The organism is Curtobacterium sp. MCLR17_043, from assembly GCF_003224215.1.
Lineage (GTDB): Bacteria > Actinomycetota > Actinomycetes > Actinomycetales > Microbacteriaceae > Curtobacterium > Curtobacterium flaccumfaciens.
Genome location: NZ_QKLH01000001.1, coordinates 25807 through 52572, shown reverse-complemented (window position 1 = coordinate 52572; position 26766 = coordinate 25807). Strand labels below are relative to the sequence as shown.

Annotated in this window: 26 protein-coding genes and 1 tRNA gene; 18 read left to right on the top strand and 9 right to left on the bottom strand. The window is 69.9% G+C overall.

The window, feature by feature from the left end; genetic code table 11:
• Positions 1 to 28 precede the first annotated feature (28 nt).
• The 7 genes from DEJ03_RS00230 (at position 29) to DEJ03_RS17630 (ending at position 5967) form a co-directional block, all read left to right on the top strand.
• The gene (locus tag DEJ03_RS00230) at positions 29 to 502 is read left to right on the top strand and encodes a GNAT family N-acetyltransferase (RefSeq protein WP_181422559.1); all 474 of its coding nucleotides are present in this window, start codon (positions 29 to 31) and stop codon (positions 500 to 502) included.
• Positions 502 to 1503, top strand: a complete 1002-nt coding sequence (locus tag DEJ03_RS00225) for a DUF2332 family protein (RefSeq protein WP_110863085.1) — start codon at positions 502 to 504, stop codon at positions 1501 to 1503. Before DEJ03_RS00230 ends, DEJ03_RS00225 begins: the two co-directional genes overlap by 1 nt.
• A gap of 96 nt (positions 1504 to 1599) precedes the next feature.
• Positions 1600 to 1956 carry a DUF3263 domain-containing protein gene (locus DEJ03_RS00220; protein ID WP_258370431.1) on the top strand — a complete coding sequence of 119 codons (357 nt, stop codon included), beginning with the start codon at positions 1600 to 1602 and terminating at the stop codon, positions 1954 to 1956.
• A complete protein-coding gene (locus DEJ03_RS00215; protein ID WP_110863083.1) occupies positions 1953 to 2564 on the top strand; it encodes a LytR C-terminal domain-containing protein in 612 nt (203 codons plus the stop codon). The genes DEJ03_RS00220 and DEJ03_RS00215 overlap by 4 nt, the downstream gene beginning before the upstream one ends.
• Positions 2565 to 2757: 193 nt before the next feature.
• The gene (locus tag DEJ03_RS00210) at positions 2758 to 2961 is read left to right on the top strand and encodes a cold-shock protein (protein WP_017888049.1); all 204 of its coding nucleotides are present in this window, start codon (positions 2758 to 2760) and stop codon (positions 2959 to 2961) included.
• 257 nt (positions 2962 to 3218) lie between these two features.
• Positions 3219 to 4841, top strand: a complete 1623-nt coding sequence (groL, locus tag DEJ03_RS00205; RefSeq protein WP_071404070.1) for a chaperonin GroEL — start codon at positions 3219 to 3221, stop codon at positions 4839 to 4841.
• 610 nt (positions 4842 to 5451) lie between these two features.
• On the top strand, positions 5452 to 5967 hold the full coding sequence (locus DEJ03_RS17630) for an endonuclease domain-containing protein (protein ID WP_146237614.1): 516 nt from the start codon (positions 5452 to 5454) through the stop codon (positions 5965 to 5967).
• Between the two features lie 151 nt (positions 5968 to 6118).
• Here DEJ03_RS17630 and DEJ03_RS00195 read toward each other — a convergent pair whose 3' ends face one another.
• The 5 genes from DEJ03_RS00195 to DEJ03_RS00175 form a co-directional block, all read right to left on the bottom strand.
• Positions 6119 to 7816: a cell wall metabolism sensor histidine kinase WalK gene (locus DEJ03_RS00195; protein ID WP_110863081.1), complete on the bottom strand. Its 1698-nt coding sequence runs from the start codon at positions 7814 to 7816 to the stop codon at positions 6119 to 6121.
• A 79-nt stretch (positions 7817 to 7895) separates the two neighbouring features.
• Positions 7896 to 8591 carry a response regulator transcription factor gene (locus DEJ03_RS00190; protein ID WP_017888045.1) on the bottom strand — a complete coding sequence of 232 codons (696 nt, stop codon included), beginning with the start codon at positions 8589 to 8591 and terminating at the stop codon, positions 7896 to 7898.
• 51 nt (positions 8592 to 8642) lie between these two features.
• Positions 8643 to 10340, bottom strand: coding sequence for a DNA repair helicase XPB (locus tag DEJ03_RS00185; RefSeq protein WP_027466594.1), 1698 nt, complete (start codon positions 10338 to 10340; stop codon positions 8643 to 8645).
• A 48-nt stretch (positions 10341 to 10388) separates the two neighbouring features.
• Positions 10389 to 12155 carry a helicase-associated domain-containing protein gene (locus DEJ03_RS00180; RefSeq protein WP_110863080.1) on the bottom strand — a complete coding sequence of 589 codons (1767 nt, stop codon included), beginning with the start codon at positions 12153 to 12155 and terminating at the stop codon, positions 10389 to 10391.
• 28 nt (positions 12156 to 12183) lie between these two features.
• On the bottom strand, positions 12184 to 12483 hold the full coding sequence (locus DEJ03_RS00175; protein WP_128780559.1) for a hypothetical protein: 300 nt from the start codon (positions 12481 to 12483) through the stop codon (positions 12184 to 12186).
• Positions 12484 to 12538: 55 nt separating this feature from the next.
• On the opposite strand from DEJ03_RS00175, the gene DEJ03_RS00170 reads away from it, so the two are divergent.
• Both DEJ03_RS00170 and DEJ03_RS00165 read left to right on the top strand, forming a co-directional pair.
• Positions 12539 to 12916: a cold-shock protein gene (locus tag DEJ03_RS00170; RefSeq protein WP_017888041.1), complete on the top strand. Its 378-nt coding sequence runs from the start codon at positions 12539 to 12541 to the stop codon at positions 12914 to 12916.
• A 4-nt stretch (positions 12917 to 12920) separates the two neighbouring features.
• Entirely contained in the window at positions 12921 to 13709 is a 789-nt protein-coding gene (locus DEJ03_RS00165; protein ID WP_110863078.1) for a DUF3027 domain-containing protein, read from the top strand.
• Positions 13710 to 13786: 77 nt separating this feature from the next.
• Here DEJ03_RS00165 and serC read toward each other — a convergent pair whose 3' ends face one another.
• Positions 13787 to 14902 (bottom strand): phosphoserine transaminase, encoded by a 1116-nt coding sequence (gene serC, locus DEJ03_RS00160; protein WP_071404063.1) that lies wholly within the window; start codon positions 14900 to 14902, stop codon positions 13787 to 13789.
• Positions 14903 to 15086: 184 nt separating this feature from the next.
• On the opposite strand from serC, the gene DEJ03_RS00155 reads away from it, so the two are divergent.
• From DEJ03_RS00155 to DEJ03_RS00140, 4 genes are all read left to right on the top strand, one after another.
• Positions 15087 to 15782, top strand: coding sequence for a metal-dependent transcriptional regulator (locus tag DEJ03_RS00155; RefSeq protein WP_110863077.1), 696 nt, complete (start codon positions 15087 to 15089; stop codon positions 15780 to 15782).
• Positions 15783 to 16024: 242 nt separating this feature from the next.
• Entirely contained in the window at positions 16025 to 16996 is a 972-nt protein-coding gene (locus DEJ03_RS18305; RefSeq protein ID WP_110863076.1) for a C40 family peptidase, read from the top strand.
• Positions 16997 to 17348: 352 nt separating this feature from the next.
• On the top strand, positions 17349 to 17843 hold the full coding sequence (locus DEJ03_RS00145; protein ID WP_027466591.1) for an HNH endonuclease: 495 nt from the start codon (positions 17349 to 17351) through the stop codon (positions 17841 to 17843).
• Positions 17844 to 18091: 248 nt separating this feature from the next.
• Complete coding sequence (locus DEJ03_RS00140; RefSeq protein WP_110863075.1) at positions 18092 to 19237, top strand: TIGR03364 family FAD-dependent oxidoreductase; 1146 nt, start codon at positions 18092 to 18094, stop codon at positions 19235 to 19237.
• Between the two features lie 90 nt (positions 19238 to 19327).
• On the opposite strand, the gene DEJ03_RS00135 is transcribed toward DEJ03_RS00140, so the two are convergent.
• A complete protein-coding gene (locus DEJ03_RS00135) occupies positions 19328 to 20020 on the bottom strand; it encodes an HAD family hydrolase (protein ID WP_110863074.1) in 693 nt (230 codons plus the stop codon).
• 216 nt (positions 20021 to 20236) lie between these two features.
• Between DEJ03_RS00135 and DEJ03_RS00130 the strand changes: the two genes are divergently transcribed.
• The gene (locus DEJ03_RS00130) at positions 20237 to 21340 is read left to right on the top strand and encodes an epoxide hydrolase family protein (RefSeq protein WP_110863073.1); all 1104 of its coding nucleotides are present in this window, start codon (positions 20237 to 20239) and stop codon (positions 21338 to 21340) included.
• Positions 21341 to 21353: 13 nt separating this feature from the next.
• Positions 21354 to 21428: transfer RNA gene (locus DEJ03_RS00125), tRNA-Arg, on the top strand.
• Between the two features lie 126 nt (positions 21429 to 21554).
• On the opposite strand, the gene DEJ03_RS00120 is transcribed toward DEJ03_RS00125, so the two are convergent.
• Positions 21555 to 23285: an ATP-dependent endonuclease gene (locus tag DEJ03_RS00120; protein WP_110863072.1), complete on the bottom strand. Its 1731-nt coding sequence runs from the start codon at positions 23283 to 23285 to the stop codon at positions 21555 to 21557.
• Positions 23286 to 23440: 155 nt separating this feature from the next.
• Here DEJ03_RS00120 and argG point away from each other — a divergent pair, with 155 nt between their 5' ends.
• A complete protein-coding gene (argG, locus tag DEJ03_RS00115) occupies positions 23441 to 24883 on the top strand; it encodes an argininosuccinate synthase (RefSeq protein WP_110863071.1) in 1443 nt (480 codons plus the stop codon).
• A gap of 91 nt (positions 24884 to 24974) precedes the next feature.
• Here argG and DEJ03_RS00110 read toward each other — a convergent pair whose 3' ends face one another.
• Positions 24975 to 25688 carry an alpha/beta hydrolase gene (locus tag DEJ03_RS00110; RefSeq protein ID WP_110863070.1) on the bottom strand — a complete coding sequence of 238 codons (714 nt, stop codon included), beginning with the start codon at positions 25686 to 25688 and terminating at the stop codon, positions 24975 to 24977.
• A gap of 222 nt (positions 25689 to 25910) precedes the next feature.
• Between DEJ03_RS00110 and DEJ03_RS17770 the strand changes: the two genes are divergently transcribed.
• Positions 25911 to 26078: a hypothetical protein gene (locus tag DEJ03_RS17770; protein ID WP_155896891.1), complete on the top strand. Its 168-nt coding sequence runs from the start codon at positions 25911 to 25913 to the stop codon at positions 26076 to 26078.
• 41 nt (positions 26079 to 26119) lie between these two features.
• A complete protein-coding gene (locus DEJ03_RS00105) occupies positions 26120 to 26719 on the top strand; it encodes a copper resistance CopC family protein (RefSeq protein ID WP_110863069.1) in 600 nt (199 codons plus the stop codon).
• Positions 26720 to 26766 lie beyond the last annotated feature (47 nt).

Genomic DNA, 26766 nt, shown 5'->3' with positions numbered 1-26766 from the left:
TCCCGACCACTTCACTAAACTCGCCACGATGTCCGAGCATTCCGTGCACCACGCCCGCTGGACCCGTCTGACGACGGACGAACTGTACGGCATCGTCGTCCTGCGCAACCGCGTGTTCGCGCTCGAGCAGCGGGTCACCGCCGAGGACTTCGACGGCCGTGACCGCGAGCCCGACACCGAGCACTGGTGGTTCGGCACGGACACCGATGCGGTTGGGTACCTGCGGCTCATCCGCCCGGCAGTCGACGAGGTCCACCCCGACGGCGCAGAGCCCCCTGCGTGGGTGATCGGCCGGGTCGCGACCGATCCCGGACACCGTGGGCAGGGGATCGCCGGCCGGCTCGTCGCCGCCGTCCTCGACGAACACGGGCACGACCCGTTCGTCCTGCACGCCCAGGAGTACGTCGCCGCCCTGTACGAGCGGTACGGCTTCGTGCGGTTCGGGGAGCCGTACGACGAGGCCGGCATCCGCCACGTCGGCATGCACCGGCCCGGACGCTGATGGACACCCGCGCCCGGTTCGACGCGTACGCCGACCGCATCCAGGCGGTCTCCCCGTCGTACGCCGCGTGGGCACGGTCGCTCGACGACTCCCTCGTCGCGCTCCTCGCCGAGGTCCCCGAGCAGCAGCGGCAGCCGGAACTGTTCTTCGCGGTCGCGCGGCGGCTGGGCGCGGACCCGTCGGACCCGGGTGCGCTGCGCGCGCTCGGCCTGGAGGCCCGCCCTGCGCTGGTCACGGCCCTCGCCTCCGCCACGGTGCAGGCCAACGACCCGCAGCGGCTCGCCCCGGTCGTCCCGCTGTTCGCGGCACTCGCCGAACGGTCCGCGCGACCGCTCGGCCTGGTCGACGCCGGGGCCGCCGCCGGACTGTGCTCGATCCCGGACCGGGTGACCCTGGACTACCGCGTCGGTTCCGGGGCTGCGGTCCTCCGGATGCACACGGCGCTCGCCGAGCCCTCGGTCCGGCTGGTCGCGGACGCAACCGGGGCCGTTCCCGCACCCGCGACCGTCCCGATCAGGGTCGGTGCCCGGGTGGCCCTCGACCCGAACCCGATCGACCTGTCGGTCCCCGGTGCGTTCGACCGGCTGGTCGAGGCCGTCCCGCCCGAGGCGTCGTACCGGACCGCCCTGATGCGCGCGGCGGCGTCCGCGACCCTCGCCGTGCCTCCAGTCCGGATCCGGGGCGCGCTGCCCGGCGACCTCGACCGTGCACTGGACGCCCTGCCGGACGACGTCGAACCGGTCGTCCTGACCACCGGGACCCTGGTCTACGTGCCGGGCGCGGACCGGCAGCGGTTCGTCGACGGGATCCGAGCGCGAGGCGTGCACTGGATCGCCCTCGAACGCACCGGGATCCTGCGCGGGGTGGCGGCGACGCTGCCCGACGACGTCGATGCGGCGGATCCGGACTCGTTCGCGACGGTCTCGCTCGACGGGGTCGCGGTGGCCGTCTCCGACCCGTTCGGTCGGCGTGTGCGCTGGTTCCGCGCGCCGAACCTGTGACCGGTGTTCGCGACAGTCCAGCGCCGTGCCAGGGTCCGGATCGACTCCACCCCTACGATGTGCGAGACCCGTTACCCGACCGTGATCGGAACCGCAGTGACCAGCCCCACCGACGAACGCAGCGTCGACGAGCTCAGTGCTGACCAGATCGGTGCTGACCAGCTCGGTGCTGACCAGCTCAGTGAGCTCGCGAAGCACGTGCTGACGTTCGAGCAGGACCGGGCACGGCACGACCGCACGAAGGAAGCGGAGATCCGGGTCGAGTTCGAGATGTCGGCGGCGCGCTACTACCAGGTGCTGAACCGCGTGATCGACTCGCCCGCGGCACTCGCGTACGACCCGCAGCTCGTCAGCCGGCTGCAGCGGCTCCGTCACGCGCGCACCAGCGCCCGGGCGACGCGCAGCTTCGTCGCGCCCGGTGCGGCTCCCGAAGGACGTGAAGAGGAACGATGAGCACGAGATTCCCCCGAGACCGGTTCGACGACGTCGCCGACGGCCCGCGGGTCGGTGCGCACCGCGGTGCCCAGCGTCGCGGCCGTGGCTGGATCGCCTTCGCCTGGGCGGCGCTCGCCACCGGTGTGCTCGTCGGCATCGGCGTGCTCGTCCTCGCGATGCTGAACGGCAGCTACTCGTTCAACAGCTCGGATTCCCCCTCGGCCTCCACGTCGGCGTCCGCCACCGCGAAGCCCTCGGCGACGTCCAAGCCGTCCGCGTCCTCGTCGGCCGGTTCGGGCTCCGCAGGGTCGGGGTCGGGCAGCGCTGCGGCCGCGACGCCGGCGCAGCAGGGCACCACCACCGTCGTCGTCCTGAACGGCACGACCACCACGGGCCTCGCCAGCCGGGCGAGTGCGGCGCTGACCGGCGCCGGCTGGCAGGTCGCCTCCACCGGTGACGCCGGCACGACGGGCTCCACGTCGACGATCGTCTACTACCAGCAGGCGTCGCAGGCGGCGGTCGCGCAGGGCATCGCGAAGCAGCTCGGCGTCACGGCCGTGCAGCAGTCGGCGGCGTTCCCGAACGCCGACGTGAGCGTCGTCCTCGGCGCCGACTACACCGGCTGATCGGTCGTTCTGCGGGGCGTCGCGCCGCGTTTTCCGCGCATTGTGTGACGGCCGTGTTTCGGGCACGTTGATTTCTGACGGAATCGACGTGAAACAACGTCACACCTCTTGCCTGATCGGACGGGTTCGGTCAGAGTCCCATGCAGACGACGATCACGTCGTTCCGCACTGCAGTACCAGGGAGCAAGAGATCATGGCCAACGGAACCGTGAAGTGGTTCAACGCTGAAAAGGGCTTCGGCTTCATCACCGTGGATGGAGGGGGCCAGGACGTGTTCGTGCACTACTCGGCCATCGACATGTCGGGTTACAAGGTCCTCGAGGAGGGCCAGGCCGTCGTGTTCGACGTCGGCACCGGGTCGAAGGGCCCGCAGGCAGAGTCCGTCCGCCCCGCCTGAGCACGACCACTTCCAGAACGCGCCGTCCCGTCAGGGGCGGCGCGTTCGTCGTGTGCGGGGACGGTGACCGGCGCGGGGAGCGCGACCGCGGCGGTGGTGCGGGGTCCACCGGACGCGACGTGTGCTGGGAAGTCGTCACGAGCCTCCCGACTGTGTTGCACTCACACCCGGCGAGTGCCAGAATCGGCGTTGGCACTCGCTCACGCTGAGTGCCAGCACGACCCCCAAGACGACGTCCGGGAGGGACGAAAAACCACATGGCTAAGATCATTGCTTTCGACGAGGAGGCCCGCCGTGGCCTCGAGCGCGGCCTGAACCAGCTGGCCGACGCCGTGAAGGTGACGCTCGGCCCGCGCGGCCGCAACGTCGTCCTCGAGAAGAAGTGGGGCGCCCCCACGATCACGAACGACGGTGTCTCCATCGCCAAGGAGATCGAGCTCGACGACCCGTACGAGAAGATCGGTGCGGAGCTCGTCAAGGAGGTCGCCAAGAAGACCGACGACGTCGCCGGTGACGGTACGACCACCGCGACCGTCCTCGCCCAGGCGCTCGTCCGCGAAGGCCTCCGCAACGTCGCTGCCGGTGCCGACCCCGTGTCGCTCAAGCGCGGCATCGAGAAGGCCGTCGCCGCCGTCTCCGACCAGCTCCTCGCCAACGCGAAGGACATCGAGACCAAGGACCAGATCGCCGCGACCGCGTCGATCTCGGCCGCTGACCCGACCATCGGCGCGCTCATCGCCGAGGCCATCGACAAGGTCGGCAAGGAAGGCGTCGTCACCGTCGAGGAGTCGAACACCTTCGGCACCGAGCTCGAGCTCACCGAGGGCATGCGCTTCGACAAGGGCTACCTGTCGCAGTACTTCGTCACCGACCCCGAGCGTCAGGAAGCCGTCTTCGAGGACGCCTACATCCTGATCGTCAACTCGAAGATCTCGAACATCAAGGACCTCCTGCCGGTCGTCGACAAGGTGATCCAGGCGGGCAAGCAGCTCCTGATCATCGCCGAGGACGTCGACGGCGAGGCCCTGGCCACGCTCGTCGTGAACAAGATCCGCGGCATCTTCAAGTCCGTCGCCGTCAAGGCCCCGGGCTTCGGCGACCGCCGCAAGGCCATGCTGCAGGACATCGCGATCCTGACCGGTGGCCAGGTCATCTCGGAAGAGGTCGGCCTCAAGCTCGAGAACGCGACGCTCGACCTGCTCGGTCGTGCCCGCAAGGTCGTCATCACCAAGGACGAGACCACGATCGTCGAGGGTGCCGGCGACGCCGAGCAGATCGCCGGCCGTGTCCGCCAGATCCGTGCCGAGATCGAGGCGACCGACTCCGACTACGACCGCGAGAAGCTCCAGGAGCGCCTCGCGAAGCTCGCCGGTGGCGTCGCCGTCATCAAGGCGGGTGCCGCGACCGAGGTCGAGCTCAAGGAGCGCAAGCACCGCATCGAGGACGCCGTCCGCAACGCGAAGGCTGCCGTCGAAGAGGGCATCGTCGCCGGTGGTGGCGTCGCCCTCATCCAGGCCGGTGCCGTCGCACTCGAGGCCCTCGAGCTCGAGGGTGATGAGGCGACCGGTGCGAACATCGTCCGCGTGGCCATCGACGCGCCGCTCAAGCAGATCGCGCTGAACGCCGGTCTCGAGCCGGGTGTCGTCGCCGCCAAGGTCCGCGAGCTCGAGTCGGGTTGGGGCCTCAACGCCGCGACCGGCGAGTACGTCGACCTGATCGCTGCTGGCATCATCGACCCCGCCAAGGTCACGCGTTCGGCGCTGCAGAACGCTGCGTCGATCGCCGGTCTGTTCCTGACCACCGAGGCCGTCGTCGCCGAGAAGCCCGAGCGCACCCCTGCTGCTCCGGCTGGCGACCCGACGGGTGGCATGGACTTCTAAGTCCGCCTGACGGAAGGGCCCCGCACGCTGCGCGTGTGGGGCCCTTCTGCGTGTGCGGTCGGGCCGGTTGGGCCGGGATCGCACGAACTGCCGCTTCGCGGAGGCCGTCCCGGCAGTTTGTGCGACCACGGCGTGCTGGAGACGGCATGTTGCGCGATCAGCATGAAGCGCACAGGAGGCCCGGCACCGGTCGTTCTCCACAGATGCGTTCCCGAGGGGGTCGCGTGGGCAGCCGGGTCGCGACACTCGGGACATGCCGAAGCCTCGTCCGCTCCCTGAGACGCTCGACTCCGCCGGCTTCCTGGTCCGTGACGCCATCGGGTTCGGCGTCGATCCGGGTCGTCTCCGTCGACGTGATCTCGTCCGTCCCGTGCATGGCGTCCGGTCGACCGACGCCACGATGTCGATCGTCGCGGCAGTCGGCCTGGTGCTCCGTCCGGACCAGTACCTGAGCCACACGACGGCCGCCGCGCTGTGGGGAGCACCGCTCCCGCACGGTGCCGAAGTCCCCGTCCACGTCACGACCGACGGAACCGGCCCGGTGATGCGACGTCCACAGGTCAAAGGACACCGTCGCCGGTCCGGAGCTACCAGCTGCGAGCGGCAGGGGATGCGGCTCAGCACTCCAGAGCTTGCGTGGCGGGAGTGCGCCGGTCTGCTCAGCGTGGAGCAACTCGTCGCGGTGGGCGATTTCCTGGTGGGCAAGAGCGGACTCTGCACGATCGACACGCTCGCCAAGAGCATCGTGCCCGGATCTCGGTGGATCGCGGTCGCTCGTGCCGCGATCGCACGGGTGCGCGTCGGTGCCGAGTCACCGATGGAGACCTGGCTTCGGCTCGCCGTGGTGGACGCGGGCTTCCCCGAGCCGGAACTGCAGGTCGAGGTGTCGGAACACCACGGCCGGTTCCTCGGACGCGTGGACATGGCCTGGCCGGAACGTCGGATCGCGTTGGAGTACGACGGCGATCACCACCGCGAGAAGGATGTCTTCCAGTACGACCAGCGGCGTGACAACGGTATGGCGGTCAACGGCTGGCTCGTCCTGCATGCGACGCGGGCTGATGCCGCTCGCCCTGCTGTGCTGTTCGAGCGTCTGCGCCAGGCCTTCGTCTCGCGCTCGTCGTGACGTCGGCGGGTTGTCCCTCCGAAGGGTCCGACGCTTGCTTGCGGCGGTCGCACAACACGCCGTGCGTTCGTCACCCAGGTCGCACGTTGCGCCGTGAGGGCGGAGGATGGGCGGCAGTTAGCGCTACCTCGAGCAGCGGCCGGCGTGCGGGTCAGGCGGCGAAGTCGCGGGGGAGCAGGGGGAGCCAGACGCGGAAGGTGGCGCCGCCGCCCTCGGTGTCGAAGACCTCGACGGAGCCGTGGTGCGCCGCGACGATGCCGGACACGATGGCGAGCCCGAGGCCCGAACCGCCGGTGTCCCGGGCGCGGGAGGTGTCCGCACGCCAGAAGCGCTGGAAGATCTTCTCGCGCAGCTGCGGCGGGATGCCCTCACCGTGGTCGATCACGTCGAGGTGTGCCATGCCGCGCTCGTCGTCCACGCCGATGCCGATCTCGATCGGGTCGTCGTTCGCCGTGAACCGCATGGCGTTGCCCATCAGGTTCGTGACGATCTGGCGGATCTTGTTCTCTTCCGCCAGGACGATCGGCGGGCGCTTCGGCAGCACGACTGTGGGCAGCGGGGTGGTCTCGTCCGTCGGGGCGGCACCGGCGTCGATGTTCATGGCGCGGGTACGACGGGCCCGCAGGCGCGCGATGGTCTGGCGCGAGAACGCGATCGGCCCAGTGGTGTTCGCCGAGGTGGGCGACACGGGAGGTGCTTCGCCGGAGTCCGGAGAGCCGATGGACGACGACGACGCCGACGGGCGGACGGCCTGGGGCACGCTCTCGCCGGTGAGGGAGTCCTCGACGAGGACCTGGATCTCGCGGTCGGGGTTGGAGGCCATCGTGTCGAGCGCCGAGTCGCGGGCGATGGCGACGAGGTCGACCGGGCCGAGCTCGAGCGGCTTCGACTCGTCGATGCGGGCGAGCTGCAGCAGGTCCTGCACGAGCAGGCCCATCCGCTGCGCTTCCTTCTCGATGCGCTCCATCGCCTGGGCGACGTCCTCTTCCTTGCGCAGGGCGCCCATCCGGTACAGCTCGGCGTACCCGCGCAGGGACACCAGCGGCGTGCGGAGCTCGTGCGAGGCGTCCCCGACGAACCGGCGCATCTGGGCGATGGTGCGCTCACGGTCCTCGAACGCGGAGTCGATCCGTTCGAGCATGACGTTGAGGGAGCGGTTGAGGCGGCCGACCTCGGTGTTCGGGGTGTCGGCCTCGAGGCGCTGGTTGAAGTCACCCGCGGCGAACCGTGCAGCGGTGTCCTCGACGTCGCGCAGCGGGTCGAAGGTCGCGGTGACGAGCAGCCGGGTGAGCATGGCGCCGAGCAGGATGACCGAAGCGCCGAACCCGAGGAAGATCGCGGTGAACTTGCCGATCGTCTCGTCGGTGCCGGCGCTGGAGACCGCGATGAGCACGTAGCCGGTCTCGGTGGTGCCGTCGGACTGGTTCTGCAGCGACGCCGGGATGATCTGCGCACGCCACTCGTGGTTGTGCTGGCTGTCGTAGAGCGAGATGCGCTGGTTCGCCTGCGAGGCCTCGACCAGGGTGGCTTCGCGGACGTCGGGCCGGCTCGACGCCTTCGTCTGGCAGATCCGGTCGCCGTCGGCGTCGTACGCGGCGACGTAGGCGCTCTGCGACACCACGACGGACAGCTTGCAGTACTGCTCGCCGTCGCTGATGTTCTGGCCCTCGAGCTGTTCGGTCGTCTGCTTGACCGTGTTGTCGAGCTGCTGCATGAGGTAGGTGGACAGCACGGTCATCGTGCCGAGTCCGGCGACGAGCAATCCGAGCGCGACGAGCAGCACCGTGATCCCGGTGATCTTGGTGCGCAGGGAGATCCCGTCCCACCAGTGGTTCATTCGCGTGTGCATGCTGCCCCAACGATAGACAGCGGCCGCCCGGTGAAACCGGACGACCGCCGTGAAGTCGAGCCCCGCGGGACTCCTGCTCCTACGAAGCCTTGGACGCCTTCAGCATGTAGCCGAAGCCGCGCTTGGTCTGGATGATCGGCTCGGCGGAGTACTGGTCGAGCTTGCGGCGCAGGTACGAGATGTAGCTCTCGACGATGCCGGCGTCGCCGTTGAAGTCGTACTCCCACACGTGGTCGAGGATCTGCGCCTTCGACAGCACGCGGTTCGGGTTGAGCATGAGGTACCGGAGCAGCTTGAACTCGGTGGGCGAGAGCTCGATCTGGGCGTCGCCGATCGTGACCTCGTGCGTGTCCTGGTCCATCGTGAGCTCGCCGGCGCGGATGATCGCGTCTTCCTCGTCGTTCATGGTGCGACGGAGGATGGCCTTGATGCGGGCGACGATCTCGTCGAGCGAGAACGGCTTGGTGACGTAGTCGTCGCCGCCGACGGTGAGGCCGGTGATCTTGTCCTCGGTGTCGTCCTTCGCCGTCAGGAACAGGATCGGCGAGGTGTAGCCCGAGGAACGCAGGCGCTTGGTGACACCGAAGCCGTTCATGTCGGGCAGCATCACGTCGAGGATGATGAGGTCCGGCTCTTCTTCCAGCACGGCGGAGATCGCCTGTGCTCCGTTGCCCACCGCACGCACGGCGAAGCCGGCGAAGCGCAACGAGGTCGTCAGGAGGTCGCGGATGTTCGGCTCGTCGTCGACGATCAGGATCTTGGGGCCATCGCTCATGGTCTTATCTTCTGACTGTTCCCTCGGGGTTTCCTGAGAGCGGTTCGTACGTCAGCCCACGGGCGTCTGGACCTGGTCGGCATCCAGGATCGTGTACGAGTACCCCTGCTCCGCCAGGAACCGCTGCCGGTTCTGCGCGAAGTCCTGGTCGACGGTGTCCCGGGCCACGAGCGTGTAGAACGACGCGGGCAGGCCGTCCTTGTTCGGGCGGAGGAGCCGGCCGAGCCGCTGCGCCTCTTCCTGCCGCGACCCGAACGAGCCGGACACCTGGATGGCGACGGTCGCGTCGGGCAGGTCGATCGAGAAGTTCGCGACCTTCGAGACGACGAGCACGTCGACCTCGCCGGACCGGAACGCGTCGTACAGCCGCTCCCGTTCGTCGACCGGGGTCGCCCCCGTGATCTCCGCGGCGTCGAGCGACGCAGCCAGTTCGTCGAGCTGGTCGATGTACTGCCCGATCACCAGGATCTGCTCACCGCGGTGCTTCTCGATGAGTTCCCGCACCACCGGGGTCTTGGCCGGGGACGTCGCGGCGAGCCGGTAGCGCTCGTCGTCGCTCGACGCCGCGTACTCCAGGCGGTCCTGGTGCGGCAGGTCGATGCGGACCTCGTAGCAGGAGGCCGGCGAGATGTAGCCCTGCGCCTCGATCTCCTTCCACGGGGCGTCGTACCGCTTCGGCCCGATGAGCGAGAAGACGTCGCCCTCGCGGCCGTCTTCGCGCACGAGCGTCGCGGTGAGGCCCAGGCGTCGGCGGGCCTGCAGGTCGGCGGTCAGCTTGAACACCGGCGCGGGCAGCAGGTGCACCTCGTCGTAGACGATGAGCCCCCAGTCGAGGGCGTCGAGGAGCGACAGGTGCGTGTACTCGCCCTTCCGGCGGGCGGTGAGGATCTGGTAGGTCGCGATCGTGACCGGCCGGATCTCCTTGACGCTGCCCGAGTACTCGCCGATGTCCTCCGGCGTCAGGGTCGTGCGCTTGAGGAGCTCGGTGCGCCACTGCCGCGCCGACACGGTGTTCGTCACGAGGATGAGCGTGGTCGCCTTGACGGTCGCCATCGCGCCCGCGCCGACGAGCGTCTTGCCCGCGCCACAGGGCAGCACGACGACGCCGGAGCCCTGGGCGAAGAACGTGTCGACGGCCTGCTCCTGGTACGGCCGCATGTGCCACTCGGCGGTGTCCAGGTCGATCGGGTGCGGCTGGCCCGGGGTGTAGCCCGCCAGGTCCTCCGCCGGCCAGCCGAGCTTCACGAGCTCCTGCTTGATCTGCCCCCGCGCCCACGGCTGCAGCTCGACCTCGGTCGAGGACCGCATGTCGCCGAGCAACGGCTTGATGCGCTTCGACCGGATGACCTCGGCCAGCACCGACGGGTCCTCTGCGGTGAGGAGCAGGAGCGGCAACCGCTCGAGTTCCTCGGTGGGGGAGTTCGCGATCACGGGCGCGTCGGGCCGTTCCTCGCGACGGATCACGAGTCGTCCGTAGCGCGAGACCGTGTCGCGGATGTCGACCGTGACGCTCTGCGGCACGGGGAACTTCGCGAAGCGTTCCAGGGTGTCGATCATCGCCTCGGCGTCGTGGCCCGCGGCGCGCGCGTTCCAGAGTCCGAGGCGGGTGATCCGGTAGGTGTGCACGTGCTCGGGAGCGCGTTCGAGCTCGGCGAAGGCCGCGAGCTCGTGGCGTGCGTCCTCGGCGTCGGGGTGCGCGACCTCGAGGAGCACGGTGCGGTCGCTCTGCACGATCAGCGGTCCGTTCATGACCTGCCAGCCTAGCCGTCGGCACCTGCGTGCGGGTGACCGCGCGGCTCAGGCGTCGCTCTCGACCGACACGACGAGCGACAGCGGCAGGGTCCGTTCGACGTCGACGGCCGTGTCCCGCCCGCGGACGCGTCCGGCCGCGACCGAGGTCGGCACGATCGAGAACGGCCGCTCCGAGCCGTCCGGCATCCGGACGGTCACGCGGATCGGCGTGCGTCCGCGCACGGCCAGGTCGATCTGCCGACCGAGCCACTCCTGCTCCGGCTCCGCGTCGCCGCGCTGCGTCGTCAGGCGGAGCCGTTCGACGAGTGCGTGCGCCGACTGCTCCGGCGAGCGTCCGGTGGGGCTGCGCCGGCCGGGAGGCCCGTGGTGCGCCTCGGGGCGGGCTGCGGTCGTCAGGACGGCCGGGTAGCGCTGGTCCTCGAGCGCGGTGTGCACGACGTGCGGCGGGTAGCGCGTGGTCAGCGTCGTCAGGTCGGGCCGCTCCCACGCCAGCTGTCGGAGCTCGGCGTCCACCCCGACGAGGTCGAGCTGGTCGGCGGTGCCGCGGACCTCGGTCCCGACGCCGCCCGGCCCCCGGTCGACGACGATGCTGCCGTCGCGTCCGGCCACCTGGTCGATCAGGTAGGCGAGGGGCTGCGGGATCCCGGTCGCCGACAGTCGTCCGAGCAGGGACAGCAGGTCGTCGCGGGAGTGTCCGGCCCGGAACGCCGCGCGCAGGGTGTCCTCGGAGATGCGGTAGCGCGCCGCGAGGCCCGGTGCCTCGAGCACGGCGACGGTGCGCAGGGCGTCGTCGTCCACCGGCGCGAGCGGCCCCGGTGCGATGACGGTGAGGTCGTGCTGCAGGTAGACCCGCTCGACGGTGCCCGGCAGGTCGTCGGCGGCCTGCTCGGCGTCGCCGTCGAGGAGTGCCCGACCCGTGCTCGTCACGATGCCGTCGACCGCCAGGCCGAGCGACGCCGCGGTGCCGGCGACGTCGAGCAGCAGGGCGTCGAGCCAGCGGGACCCCGCCGGGTACGCCCAGCGCCCGAGCGGCACGAGGTCGCGCAGGTCCCCGTCGGCCAGCTCGAGCACCTGGTGCACGGCGGGCGGGAGCGTGTCCGACCACGCGGCCACCAGCGACACCCAGCGTTCCGGCCAGCTCGCGAGCAACCACGCGTGCCCGGGATCGGTGACGATCCAGCGTCCGGTGTCGGGGTCGGCGAACCCGATGCCGTCGAGCAGCGCCAGGCGACCGGCGACGAGCTCGGCATCGGTGCCGATGCGCTCGGCCAGGGTGCGGGCGAGCGGCATGCCGATCCCGCCCTTGACGAGTTCGCGGACCGCGCCGGCGTCGACCGCCCGCAGCAGCTCGGCGAGCACCGTCATCGTCGCGAACGCCTGCTCCGCGCCGGTGGTGCGCGCACGCTCGAGTGCCGCGGCGTCGAGGGCGGGAGCAGCGGGGCGGACCTGCTCCGGGCCTCCAGGCTGCTCGTCGAGTGAGGTGAGGTCGGGGTGGGCGGCCACGCGCGCGGCGACCGCGTCGTCGACCGCGCCGTCCTCGTCGGCGAGTCCGAGCTCGATCGCGGGGCCGAGCGCGTCGACGGCGCCGCCGTCGCGCAGCGCCAGGATCGTCGCGCGCGGCAGGTGCTCGACGGCGGCGTCCACGGCGTCGTCGCCGCGGAGCGCCTCGGCGAGGTCGAAGAAGTCGGTGATGCGCTGCGGGCCGGTCTCGGCGAGTGCAGCGGTGGGGAGTCGCCTCGCCGCGACGAGGCGCTCGAGCGCATCGTCCGGCATCGCCCGGAGTCGGGCGGCGAGGTCGGCGGTGGTCGTCATCGTCCGGTGCCAGCGTCCGGGGCGGACGTCAGCGAGCCGTCCGGTTCGCTCGTGCGCGACGTGTCCAGGTGATGCCGAGGAGCGTGAAGACCAGCACCATGGCGATCGGGAAGCCGTAGAGCGGGATCGCCATGACCACCGGCCACGGCATCGCACCCTGGGCGCTGGGAGCGGTGAGCCACATGATGATCATCGCGACGAAGCAGAGCAGGCCGAGGATGATGATCCCACCGATCATGAACGCCAGAGCGCGTTCGGTACGATTGAACGTCACCGGGGGTTCTGCGGAGTCCTGCGGGTTCCCGGTTGATCGGGTCGGCTTGGCCATCGACCCAGGATATCCGACGCACCACGGCCGTACCACGACCTCGAGGAGTCCACGCATGCCCACCGGCAAGGTCAAGTTCTACGACGACGACAAGGGCTTCGGCTTCATCACCGGAGACGACGGCGACCAGGTGTTCCTGCACGCGTCCTCGCTGCCCGACGGCGTCGTGACCGTCAAGGCCGGCACGCGGCTCGAGTACGGCGTCGTCCAGGGCAAGAAGGGGTCGCAGGCGTTGTCCGTGCGGCTGCTCGAGCCCCAGCCGTCGCTGTCGCGGATGACCCGTCGCTCCGCGGACGACATGGCCGTGATCGTCGAGGACCTGGTGAAGGAACTCGACCGGATCAGCGGAGACCTCCGCCACGGCCGCTACCCGAAGAACGGCGATCGCATCGCCGCCATCCTGCGGCACGTCGCAGACCAGTTGGAGGCGTGACCCCATGACCGAGTCCGAGACAGCAGGGGCCGAGACGGCTCCCGACGCAGCGTCCACCGACGTAGCGTCCGTCGACGCAGCGTCCATCAACTACACCGACCTGGCGCGCGAGGCGTTGCTCGAGGTCACCCCCGAGTCGACCGTCGGCGCACCCGTCGGCACCGTGGACGAAGGGGACGGCGTCGTGTCCGTCCTGTTCGCCAACCGCCTGCCCGGGTACCCCGGGTGGCGCTGGACCGTCAGCGTTGCGAAGATCGGCGACGACGAACCCACCGTGCTCGAGGTCGAGCTGATGCCCGGCGACGGCTCGCTCGTCGCGCCCGAGTGGGTGCCGTGGTCCGAGCGACTGGCCGAGTACCGGGCCGCGCAGGAGCACGAGGGCGAGGACGCGTCGGACGAGGACTCGGACGACGAGGACTACGACGACGAGTCGGATGAGGACGACGACGAGGACTCGGACGAGGACTCGGACGAGGACGACGACTACGACGACTCGGATGACGACGAGGACGACGACGAGTCGGACGACGACGATGACGACGAGTTCGACGCCGACGAGGACGACCTCGACGAGTCGGACGACGACGACATCGAGGGCGTGGACGTCGATGCGCTCGCCGATGTGAGCGACAGCGACACTGACACCTCCGCCGCCTCGGCCGCCGGCGACGAGGCCCCGCAGCCGCCCCGTCGCCGCCGTGCCCGCCGCGTGCAGCCGTTCGAGCCCGACGCCGATCTCGAGGTCGACCAGCTCGACGCCGGCGAGGCCGATCCGGGCTTCCACCGCGCCTGACCCGGACCGACGAACGGGCCCGGCACCACCGATCGGGTGGTGCCGGGCCCGTCTTCGTTCCGGTGGGTATCCCGACGTCAGCGCAGGGCGTCGATCGTGAAGTCGATCGCGCGCACGAGCTTCGCGACGTCGTCCGGGTCGATCGCGGTGAACGTCGCGACGCGCAGCTGGTTGCGGCCGAGCTTCCGGTACGGCTCGGTGTCGACGATGCCGTTCGCACGAAGGGTCGCGGCCACGGCCTTGGCGTCGATCGAGTCGTCGAGGTCGATCGTGGCGACGACCTGCGACCGAGCGGCGGGATCGGAGACGAACGGGGTCGCGGAGTCGCTGGCCTCGGCCCAGTCGTAGATCGTCGACGACGACGTCTTCGTGCGGAGGTCCGCCCACGCCAGGCCACCGGACTCGTTCATCCACCGCACCTGCTCGTCGAGGAGCAGCAGCGTGGAGATCGCCGGGGTGTTCAGGGTCTGGTTCAGGCGCGAGTTGTCGACGGCGTTCTTGAGCGACAGGAACTCCGGGATGTACCGGTCGGAGGCGGCGATCCGCTCGATCCGCTCGATCGCGGCGGGGGAGAGCAGCGCGAGCCACAGGCCGCCGTCCGAGGCGAAGTTCTTCTGCGGGGCGAAGTAGTAGACGTCGGTGGCGCTGACGTCGAACAGGGCGCCACCGGCGGCGCTGGTCGCGTCGACGACGGTGAGGGCGCCGGCGTCACCGGTCGCGCGGACGACCGGGGCCATGACGCCCGTCGAGGTCTCGTTGTGCGGGTAGGCGTAGACGTCCACGCCCTCCACCGGCTCGAGGGCAGCGAGGGAGCCACCCGGCGCCTCGACGACGTGCGGCGCCTCGAGCCACGGGGCCGCTGCGGCCTTGGCGAACTTCGACCCGAACTCGCCGAAGGACAGGTTCTCGGCACGGCGCTCGATGAGGCCGAACGCGGCGGCGTCCCAGAACGCGGTCGAGCCGCCGTTGCCGAGGACGACCTCGTAGCCCTCGGGGATCTGGAACAGGTCGGCGAGGCCGGAGCGGACGCTGCCGACCAGGTCCTTCACGGGCTTCTGACGGTGCGAGGTGCCGAGGATCGTGGCACCGCGCGTCACGAGGGACTCGAGCTGGGCGCCGCGGATCTTCGACGGACCGCAGCCGAAGCGACCGTCGGTGGGGAGGAGTTCGGCCGGGATGACGATGTCTGCCATGCACCGATCCTACCGACGACGATCCGCCTGCCCGAGCCCGTGTACCGGCCGGACGGGGAGGGTTCGGCCCGCCCGCCCACCGCGTCGGATGACCCTTTCTCACGTGCACCCGGGCGCCGGTCGGTGTTCGTCGGTGCGAACAAGTAGTGTGGTCGGCGCTGGGCCCAGACATGAGAGGCGGACCGTGACCGATCTCGTCGACACCACGGAGATGTACCTTCGCACCATCCTCGACCTCGAGGAAGAGGCGATCGTGCCGCTGCGCGCGCGCATCTCCGAGCGCCTCGGACACTCGGGCCCGACGGTCTCGCAGACCATCGCCCGCATGGAGCGCGACGGCCTGGTCGTCGTCTCGGGCGACCGGCACCTGGAGCTCACCGACGAGGGTCGTTCCCGCGCCACCCACGTGATGCGCAAGCACCGTCTGGCCGAACGCCTGCTGGCCGACGTCATCGGACTCGACTGGGCCTTCGTGCACGACGAGGCGTGCCGGTGGGAGCACGTCATGAGCGAGCAGGTCGAGGTCCGCCTGCTCGAGATGCTCGGCAACCCGACCGAGTCGCCGTACGGCAACCCGATCCCCGGACTGGCCGAGATCGGTGGCCCCGCGGCCGCCGGGTTCCTCGACGGTGTCCAGAACATCGTCGCCGCGACCGAGGGCACCGATGCCGTCACGACCGGGGTCGTCCGACGCCTGGGCGAGCCCGTGCAGTTCGAACCGGAGCTCCTGCACCAGCTCCGCACCGCCGGCGTCATGCCCGGGCGCATGGCGAGCGTGCAGCGCGCGGGCGCCTACGTCGCGGTCCGCGTCGAGGGCGAGGACTCGGGCATCGAGCTGCCCATCGAGGTCGCGCAGCACGTCTACATCGAACGCGGCTGACCGTTCCTGGTCGTTCCTGAGAGTCTTTACCGTTTCGTTACCTGCGGGGCGTTTGGTCTCGACTCGGTAACGACGCTTCCGTACACTCGTCCGAGTCGCCGCGCTGCCCCTGAGCCGGAGACCCGTGGCAGGACGTCTCGAACCCGTCTCCTGCCTCGATCGGAAACGATGACGAACGGATGGGGTTGCACACCGCCGGACACCCACGGCGGCGTGATGACGAGACGTTGGAGACACACCTCTTGACGCAGACCGGTACCGCCGCGGACGACCAGACGCCCGCGAACCCGACGAACACCGAGAACGCCACCACCGCCCCGCTCACCCGGCGGGCCGTGCGCGAGACCGAGGGCCGCCCGGTCCGCAAGGTCGTGCCGGTGCGCTCCGGCCCGCTGCCCGGTGGTCGTCGTGCCGCGCAGGCCGCGGCAGCCGCGAGCACCGCGAAGGCCAGCTCGTCGTCGCGCAAGCGCAAGTTCCTCGCGCCGGTCGTCCTCACCGTGGCCGCCGGCATGTTCGGCACGGTCGCGGTCGCCCCGGCCTTCGCCGCGACGACCTCGAGCAACTCGACCGCCGCCGCCGACGCCCAGCGTCAGGTGCGGGCCACGCAGAGCCAGGAGCTGTCGGTCTCCGACGCCGTGGCGCTCGCCGACACGAGCCGTGACGGCTTCGGCGCGACGTCCACCGCGACGCTCGACGCCGAGAAGGCCGCGAAGCAGGCCGCCGCCGACCAGGCTGCCGCAGCGAAGGAAGCCGCCGAGCAGGCCGAGCAGACCCAGACCGCCCGTGCCGCGACCGCGAAGCAGTACTCCTCGTACACCGGGCCCACCGCCGCCGAGTACGCGGCCAGCTCGTCCGCCGCCGACACCCCGTTCTCGCTGCCGGCCGTGGTCGCCACGGGCAAGCAGTACATCGGCACCCCGTACGTCTTCGGTGGCGCGGACCCGTCGGGCTTCGACTGCTCCGGCTTCATCATGTTCGTGTACGCCCAGTACGGCATCAACCTCGCGCACTCCGTGCCGCTGCAGGACCAGGCCGGCACCACGATTCCCGAGTCCGAGGCGCAGCCCGGCGACGTCGTCATCTTCAACAACGAGGCGCACGACGGCTTCTACATGGGGAACGGCATGATCATGGACGCCCCGAAGCCCGGTGGCACCGTGCAGATCCGTCCGATCTGGACGAGCGACTACCACATCGTCCGCTTCGGCATCTAGCGACCACTGCCCCTCCGGCGTGTGAACTTCACCGGAACCGGCCCGCACACCCTCGTGCCGGGCCGGTTTCTGGGTTAACCTGACGCTGCACCGGTCCGCACCGGCGCGAACAGGAGACCCTCATGTCGATGTTCCGCACGACCCGCACCATGGGTCGGCGCGCGCGCGTCGACATATGGTCGAGCACAGCTTGCGTGCACGAGCACGCCCCTGCATGACGAGAGCACTGCCCATCCGGGTGGTGCTCTTCGTGGTTCCAGGGGTGTGAACAGGTCGTCCTCACCCGTTCGCGTCGTCGGTCCGACGCACCCGCAGCGCCTGGAAGCCGTCCAGGCACGTCGGAAGGGAACCCATGCGCACTCTCGTCCTCAACGCCGGTTACGAGCCCCTCGCGGTGATCTCGTTCCGACGAGCCCTCGTGCTGGTCATGAACCAGAAGGCCGCCATCGTCGCCGCCGACGTCGAACACCCCGTCACCGGGTCGACGTCGAGCTACGACCGTCCGTCCGTCATCATCCTCACCCGCTACGTGCGCATCCCGCACTCCAGGCTCGTGCCGGTGTCCCGTCGCGGTGTGCTGCGTCGGGACGGCAACCACTGTGCCTACTGCGGCCGGCACGCCACCACCATCGACCACGTGCAGCCGCGGTCGCGCGGTGGGCAGGACTCGTGGGAGAACCTCGTCGCCTGCTGCCTGGCCTGCAACAACACCAAGGGTGACCGCACCCCGCAGGAGATGGGGTGGCGCCTCCGATTCCCGCCGAAGGTGCCGCACGGGTCCTCGTGGGTCGTGCGCGGCATCGAGCGCCCGCAGGCGGAGTGGGACGAGTACCTCGTGGCCGCGTAGCGGCCGTCGGTCCGCACCAGGAGACGGACTGGAGGCCCGTGGCGACGCCGTCACGGGCCTCCAGTCCGGCGGTCGCACCGCGACTCCCGGCACCGCCGCGGGCGTCCTCGCCTGTCCGGGCAGGTGCCCGCCGAGTTCACGCACCGTCCACGCGGCGTGCACCGGGACGGAACCCCGCCCCACCGCTGACCTGCGACAGTTGCGGCATCCGCACCGGACCGGCACTCCGCGCCGCCCGAAAGGTCTTCATGCCCCGCTCCGCACACACCGCACTCGACACTGAGACGGACCACCAGCCGCTGACCGAACGGTACGACGTCGTCGTGGTCGGCGCGGGCATCGTCGGGCTCGGCATGGCCTACGAGGCGCTCCTGCAGGGCGCCCGGGTCGCGGTGGTCGATCGTGCGGGCGCGGTCGTGGGGGCGAGCGTCCGGAACTTCGGCCACGCCTGCGTCACCCCGCAGACCGGGGAGGCAGCCGGGTACGCGCAGGAAGCACGCCGCCGCTGGCTCGCACTCGCGCAGCTCGCCGGGTTCACGGCCCGCGAACGCGGTGCCCACGTCGTCGCCCGTCGTCCCGAGGAGCTGGCGGTGCTCGAGGAGTACCGCGACTCCGGCGCGGACCTGCGGCTGGCCGACGCGGCCGAGATCACAGCGGCGGTGCCGGTCGACCCCGGCTCGGCCCTCGGCGGCGCGCACCTCGCGCACGACCTGCAGGTCGACCCCCGGGAGGCGGCACCCGCGATCGCGCGCTGGCTCGCCGGGCAGGGGGTCACCTTCCACTGGCGCACCCCCGTGCTCGAGGTCACCACCGGCGCCGTCCGCACCGGTCGCGGCATCGTGGAGGGGACCCGGATCGTCGTCTGCACCAACCACGACCTCGACCAGCTCTTCCCGGAGCTCGCCGAGTCGATCGGCCTGGTCCGCTGCCGGCTCCACATGCTGCGTGCGACGATCCCGCTCGCCTTCCCGCTCGCCACACCGCTGCTGACCGGGTGGTCGCTGCTCCGCTACTCGGGGTTCGCCGCGATGCCCGGAGCGGGTGCCCTGCGGGACCGGCTCGCCGCGGACCTGCCCGAGGGGATCCGCTGGGACCTCAACCAGATGTACACGTCGCCGCCGGACGGCAGCATCATCGTCGGGGACACCCACGAGCGCGGGGTCGACGCGCCGCCGTTCCAGGACGAGGACGGCTTCCGGCTGCTCGTCACCGAGACCGAGCGGCTGTTCGGTGCGCCGGTCTCCGTGGTCGACCGGTGGCAGGGCGTCTACGCCTCGGCGCCGGGGCGGGAGTTCCTCATCGACCAGCCGGTCCCCGGGGTCGACGTCGTGACGGTCACCACGGGCATCGGTATGACGACCGGCCTCGGCATCGCGCCGACGGTCCTCGGCTGAGGGAGACCGTCAGTCGCGGCGCATGCGACCACTCCGGCGAACGGTGCGACCGCGGCGGCCTCCGGCACCGGTGAGGTCGTCACGCGGTCGTCACGCCCTGGCGGCGGCGTCGTCGACCTCGGCGAGCACCGACGGCAACTCGGTGACCGAGTCGAGGACGTGGGTGTGCGCGACCGTCGCGAAGTCGGCGTCCTGGTGCGTCCCGGTCCGCACGCCCGCCACGACGGAGGCGCCGGCGCGGTGTCCCGTGAGCAGATCGGCGACGGTGTCCCCGACGACTGCCACGTCACGGACGTCGTCGGTGGCGGTCCGGAGCACGGCGGTGAGCACCATGTCCGGGTACGGGCGCCCGCGGCCGGCGTCGGCGGGGGAGAGCGCGAGGTCGATCAGCGGCCGCCAGCCGAGCAGGTCGAGCACCGCGTCGCGCGTCGCGGGCGAGAACCCGGTGGTCAACGCGATCCGTCGCCCCGCTGCGCGGAGTGCGACGAGCGTCTCGACGGCGCCGTCCACCGGCCGCACGCCGCGGTCGAGGGTTCGTGCGTAAGCACGCTCGAAGGCGGTGTTGGCCGCCTCGGCGCGGACACCGTCACCGTCGAACAGCGCCGTGAACACGGCGATCTTCGACTGGCCCATGGTGTCGACCGCGTACTGCACGGCGCGGTCGTGCTCGGTGCTCCCGCGCTCGAGGCCGACGTCGGTGAGCGCGGTGCGGAAGGCGTCGAGGACGACGCCGCCGTCGTCGACGGTGGTTCCTGCCATGTCGAGGCAGACGAGCGAGATCATGGGACTCCTGGGTACGTGCCGTCGCGCCGGGACCGGCGCGGTCCGACCAGCGTCGACGCACCCCGTTGCGGGCAGAGGATGCGCGGGTGTCCGCCAGGTGAACGCCGCCGGGAGGCTCGTCACGGCCTGTGCGGACATGCAGTCGGTCCGCCAGTGGGAGCGGCTCCAGTCCGCGCTCGCCGATCTGCGTCGGTGGCGCTGAGTAGCGTCGGCCGCATGGGCGAGACACCGCACATCGACGACGCGACCATCGACGACCTGCGCGCGCGGCTGCGCGCCACGCGCTGGCCGGACGCACCCGCCGGGGTCGGCTGGTCGCTCGGCGTGGACCTCGACGTCCTGCGCCCGCTCGTCGAGTACTGGGCCGACGGGTTCGACTTCGACGCGCACCGCGCCGAGCTCGCCGCGCTGCCCTCGCGCCGCGTCGTCGTCGACGGCATCGGCATCCACGTCCTGCACGCCCGCGCGCCGCAGCCCGACGCCCTGCCGGTCCTGCTCGCGCACGGCTGGCCGGACTCCGGGTGGCGGTACCGCAAGGTGCTGCCGATGCTCGTCGCCGCCGGGTACGACGTCGTCGTGCCGGACATGCCCGGCTACGGATTCTCGGATGCGCCGCCCCAGGTGCTCGACGCCCGGCAGGTGGCCGGCATGTGGGCGACGCTGATGACGGACCTCGGGTACGAGCGGTTCGCGGTGTCCGGTGGCGACATCGGCACACACGTCGCCCGCTACCTGGCGCTCGACCACCCCGACCGGGTCGTCGCCGTGCACCGCATCGACGGCGGGCTCGCCTGGCCGGGGCTGGATGCGTCGACGTTGTCCGCCGCCGAGCGGGAGTTCGTCGCCGCGACCGATCGGTGGCGCACCGCCGAGGGCGCCTACGCGATGCTGCACCGGACGAAGCCGCAGACCGCGGCCGTCGGGCTGAACGACTCACCCGCGGGTCTCGCGGCCTGGATCGTCGAGAAGCTCCGGGCGTGGAGCGACTGCGGCGGGGACCTGTGGTCGGTCTACAAGCGCGACGAGGTCCTGGCGCTGCTGACCGAGTACTGGGCCACCGCCACGATCGGGTCGGCGATGCGGATGTACCACGCGAACGCGGCGATCCCGGCGGAGCAGCTGGAGCGACGGGTCGAGGTGCCGTCCGGGTTCTCGATCTTCCCCGGCGACATCGTGCGGGCGCCGCGGGAGTGGCTCGAGCGCACCACGAACCTCGTGTTCCACCACGAACTCGACCGCGGCGGGCACTTCGCGCCGTTCGAGCAGCCCGACCTGTTCGTCGACGAACTGCACGCGTTCCTGCAGGGCTTCCGCCGCTAGAGTGGTCGGGCCAGCCTCTGTAGCTCAATGGAAGAGCAGTTCCGTCCTAAGGAAACGGTTGGGGGTTCGAGTCCCTCCAGGGGCACCAGCAGCCTGGGCATGAGTGTGCTCAGGACAAGCCGCTGGCCCAAGTCCGCTCTGCACGCCTAATTCGGCAGCTGCCCATCGTAAACGTCACAGCGAGCCAGCCAGCCGGCGTCGAGAGGCCCGAGGCCTACTGGTGGCTCGTGATGAAGTTGCGAACTTCTCGGACGAAGGTCTGAGGACTGGGCGCCTGCTTGAACAATTCACCCTCCAACACCGCTCTCAGCCACTCTTGTTTGTTTCCGGTCACTTCGGGATGGAAGCGTTCGAGCTCGCCTTCCGCGACCAAGAACAGTCCGATGGCACGGCAACTGGCCAAGATCGATTCGAACGCCATAGTGGGGCCACCGCTATCAACGACTCCGATGCCCTTCCGTTTGACCTGCTTCCACCCAGACTCTGACCTCACACTTTCGCGTAAACGAACCAACTCGGCGGCCGTGAGCTTTGGATCTTCTGAGGATCCAAGTACCTCGTTCATCGCTTCTCTTACCCCTAGGCGAGTAGGCTCAACCTTCTGGTTTCTCACGGAGGCTTCGATGACATTGTAGCTCGCTTCAATGACGCTAAAGTCGCCTCCCATTGTATTGAATAGCGCGGCGAATTTGCCTCGGTCGGCGAGTAGGTCTATGTCGGCAATGACGGCAGTGGGAACCGAAGCCGCCGCGAGTGCTTTGTATGCCCGGTCGAATCGGTCCTTTCCGCCGCACTGAGTGAACAAGAGATCAGATGCCGATAGGTCATCTGTCGTCTCAAGATGTGCCAGGGTTGCCGAATAGTACGTACAGTCCGACTCGGACTCACATAGTACGGCCCCTTTATAGAAAATACCGTCGAGGATATCTGAGTAGCGAAGTAACGGGTCCCGGTAGAGCGATCTAAGGGACTCGGGGGGGACCTGTGCAATGCGATTCTCGTAATCCACGGGGCGAGTTATGCGAACTACTGAAACCTCTGCTTCGTCCCGCGAGGCGTTCAGTACCCCCTGAACAAAATCATCACTGTGTGTAGCGGCGATCACTTGAAGGCCCCGATCGCGGCTCAGTTCGGCGACAACTTCGCCTAGCAGCCGAGCCTGCGGGGGATGTAGGAAGGCTTCCGGCTCGTCCAGTAGCACTATATCGAAAGAAGCTGCTGCGAGAGTGAGCATAGTGCCCATGAACGCTTGCATCCCGGAGCCTTGCACGGAGAGCAACGGAAGTGCCATGACCTCGTCGAGATAGTCGCCCTGTGTGCCCAGCTGGGGCTCTTCGCTCGAGACGCTTCCGACGTGCAGGTAGGTATTCAGCCCAGCGTGACGATTAACGGTAAGCCGTCGGCCAAATGCGCGTTGCATGTAGCTATCCATCGTGGCCTCGAGCCTGCGGTCCGCCCAAAGCATCTGCATGGGCGACCGTCCTGGCTCCCCCATCAAATCTGGAGTCTGTTGAGGCTGCAGGACGCTCCCGCGCCCTTCGGGTCCCAAGTAGTTAGCAAAGACGTTGGCTACCTGCCCAAAATGGTTGCTCCTTTGCAGTGAAGCTTCGATTGATGCGCGTGTCAACGCTGTGCCGCTTGGGAAGATGAAAGTTTCTTCGTAGAACGCACCTCGGGGATAAGTGCCCGGCTCGAATCGCTGTGCCGTTCTCAATAGGCTGTCAATATATTCCGTAACCGGCGGGAAGCTCACATTCGCCGATTCAACAAGCTGTGGACCCGGGTTCGGGGGCTGATGCGGTTCGGAAGTAACATGAGAATGAAGGTTGCCAAGTAGGGCACTCTTCCCGACATTGTTCGGCCCAACAATCAACGTCACGTTGTCGCTCGGCTCGATGAACTCGCCGGGGGTGCTGAGATTGACCACGGAGATCTTCGCGCGCATGTGAAAAGTCTTGCACGCAACTGGAGTCTCGTGCGTAGTGCCCGCGAGATTCCGCTAAGGGCCGCCAGGCCGTGCGCAGCCGTGGGGCGTCGCTTGTGCGGTCAACCGTCGACCCGGACGGTAGCGCGGCCCGCTGGCCCCGTACGATTGACCCCGTGTCCAAGGTCCTGAGCAGTCTCCCCGTCGGCGAACGAGTCGGCATCGCGTTCTCAGGGGGTCTCGACACCTCCTGCGCCGTTGCCTGGATGCGCGAGAAGGGAGCGATCCCCTGCACGTACACGGCCGACATCGGCCAGTACGACGAGCCGGACATCGACGCCGTCCCGAGCCGCGCCCACGAGTACGGCGCGGAGATCGCCCGACTGGTCGACGCGAAGAGCGCCCTGGTCGAAGAAGGCCTGGTCGCCCTGCAGACCGGCGCGTTCCACATCCGCTCCGGCGGCAAGACGTACTTCAACACGACGCCGCTCGGCCGCGCGGTGACGGGCACGATGCTCGTCCGCGCGATGAAGGAAGACGGTGTCGACATCTGGGGCGACGGCTCCACCTACAAGGGCAACGACATCGAGCGGTTCTACCGCTACGGCCTGATGGCCAACCCGCGCCTGCGCGTCTACAAGCCGTGGCTCGACTCCGAGTTCGTCGAGGAGCTCGGCGGCCGCAAGGAGATGAGCGAGTGGCTCGTCGCCCGCGGGTTCCCGTACCGCGACTCCACCGAGAAGGCGTACTCGACCGACGCGAACATCTGGGGTGCGACGCACGAGGCGAAGAGCCTCGAAGAGCTGTCGAGCGGCCTGGACATCGTCGAGCCGATCATGGGCGTCGCCGCCTGGCGTGACGACGTCGAGGTCGCGACCGAGATCGTCAGCGTCCGGTTCGAGGCCGGCCGCCCTGTCGCGATCAACGGCATCGAGTACACCGACGCGGTCGCCCTGGTCTACGAGGCGAACGCCATCGGTGGCCGCCACGGCCTGGGTGCGTCCGACCAGATCGAGAACCGCATCATCGAAGCGAAGAGCCGTGGCATCTACGAGGCTCCGGGCATGGCGCTGCTGCACATCGCCTACGAGCGCCTGCTCAACGCGATCCACAACGAGGACACGGTCGCCTCGTACCACAACGAGGGTCGCCGTCTCGGTCGCCTGATGTACGAGGGCCGCTGGCTCGACCCGCAGTCCCTCATGCTCCGCGAGTCGCTGCAGCGCTGGGTCGCCTCCGCCGTCACCGGCGAGGTCACGCTGCGCCTGCGTCGCGGCGACGACTACACGATCCTCGACACCACGGGCCCCGCGCTGTCGTACCACCCGGACAAGCTGTCGATGGAGCGCGTCGGCGACGCCGCCTTCGGCCCGGACGACCGCATCGGCCAGCTCACCATGCGCAACCTCGACATCGCGGACTCCCGTTCGCGGCTCGAGCAGTACGCGGCCGCGGGCCTCATCGGTGGCGCGACGGCCGAGCTCGTCGGCGAGCTCGAGGCGGGCGAGGCCGAGGAGATCCTCGGCGGTGCGATCGTCGCCTCCGACGCCGAGGACGCGATGGGTCGTCGCACGGACCTCGCGTCCGAGGGCGCTGCCTTCGACTCCGGCACCGACTGATCGAGCGGACCCGCGCCCTGGGCGCGACGCCCTGATGACGGGAGGCCCGGTGCCAGATGGCACCGGGCCTCCCGTCCGTCGTCGTGACGTCTCAGGCCGCGGCGCTCCCGAGCAGCAGTTCGAGCTGCTCGACGACCAGGTCGGGCCGGGTGATGAAGGGATGGTGCCCGGTGGGGACGTCGACGCTCCGCGTCGCACGTGCCGCGTGCGCTCGCTGGAGGCCGACGGTGGTGCTCCGGTCCTCGGTGCAGACCAGGTAGGTGGAGTCGACGCCCTGCCAGCCCGCGGCGGTGGTCGGCGTGACGAACGCGGCAGCGGACTGGGCGGTGACGCGGTCCCACGCAGCTCGCTGCACCTCCGGGTCGGCGTCCTGCAGGAACCGCGCGCCGAACGACGAGGCGTCGTACCCGACCACTGCCAGGGCTCCGTCCCCGGCATCACCGATCGCCACCGGATCGGGCTCGTCCGACATGATCCCGGCCTGGGCCGATCCGACGTCGGGTAGGTAGGACGACGCGTAGACCAGGTGCTCGACGGCATCGTGCGGGCCGGCCTCGGCGATGACCGTGCCGCCGTACGAGTGCCCGACGACGATCGCGCCGTCGCTGCGGTCGAGTGCGGCCCGGAGCGCTGCCGCGTCCTCGACGAGACCACCTTCGGGGAAGCCGGACGGGCCCTCGCCGCAGGACGGCAGTGCCACCGATCGACTGCGGACACCGGTGCGGTCGAACAACAGGTCGGCGGTGGGTTGCCACCACCAGCCGCCGTCGCGGACGAGCGCGCCGTGGACGAAGAGGATCTCCATGGGCCGACGCTACAGCGCACCCGCCGCGCCGGTCCGTCGCGTCCGTCAGCCGCGAAGCGCATCCGCCTCGACGGCGCTCGGGCGCGACCGTATCGTTGCGGTACCGGGTCAGTCATCAGGGACTCGTCGTCACGATGCTCCTCACGATCTGTGAGGTCTGGCACAGCGGGTCGACCCGGACGGATCCGAGATGCGCATCATCTCGACGAAGGGCTGGTCGCCATGACCGCCACCATCCAGAACGCCTGGCACCGCCACGGCCTCCGCTCGCCCGAAGACCTCGCCGCCCTCGTCGCCGAACGCCTCGAAGGAACCGGCCACCAGCTCGTCAGCGTCAGCGAAGCGCGCTACGAGCCCACCTACGCGGACTTCCTCGGCGAGCAGCTCTGACCCCCAGCGGGCTGCCGCTCGACCGTCGGTAGAGTCTGCGCATGCGCACAGCTCGAACCACGGCGGCGGCACTGGCGATCGTCGCGGCGGGACTGCTGACGCTCGTCGGTGTCCAGCCCGCGTCGGCCCACTCGGCCCTGACCAGCAGTACCCCGGCGGACGGGGCGGTCGTCACCGAACCGCTCGAGTCCGTCGACCTGACCTTCTCCGAGGCACCGCTCGCCGGCCTCGACGCCGGACTCCGGATCCAGGTGACGGACGCTTCCGGTGCCGACGTCGCCAGGGGTGACGTGACGGTCTCCGGGACGACCATGCGCCGCGCGGTCGACCTCGACCAGGGCCGCTACACGGTGCTCTGGCGGTACGTGTCGCCGGACGGCCACCCGATCGAGGGCACGTTCGCGTTCGAGTACCGGGCCGCAGCGCCCGTGTCGACCCCGAGCGCGAGCGTCACCCCGACCCCGACGGCGAGCACCGCTCCGACGTCGAGTGCCACCGCGACGGCCACCGGAGCCTCGGACGGTGCTCCGTCCTCGTCGCCGGGCATCGCGCCGGGCGTGTGGATCGGCCTCGGCGCCGGGGCCGTCCTGGTGGCCGGCGCGGTCGTCGTGTTGCTGCTGCGGCGCGGCCGCAGCGCGTAGCGCGCGCGGCGGCAGCGGCGCCAGCGCACTTCGTGAGCAGGAACGGT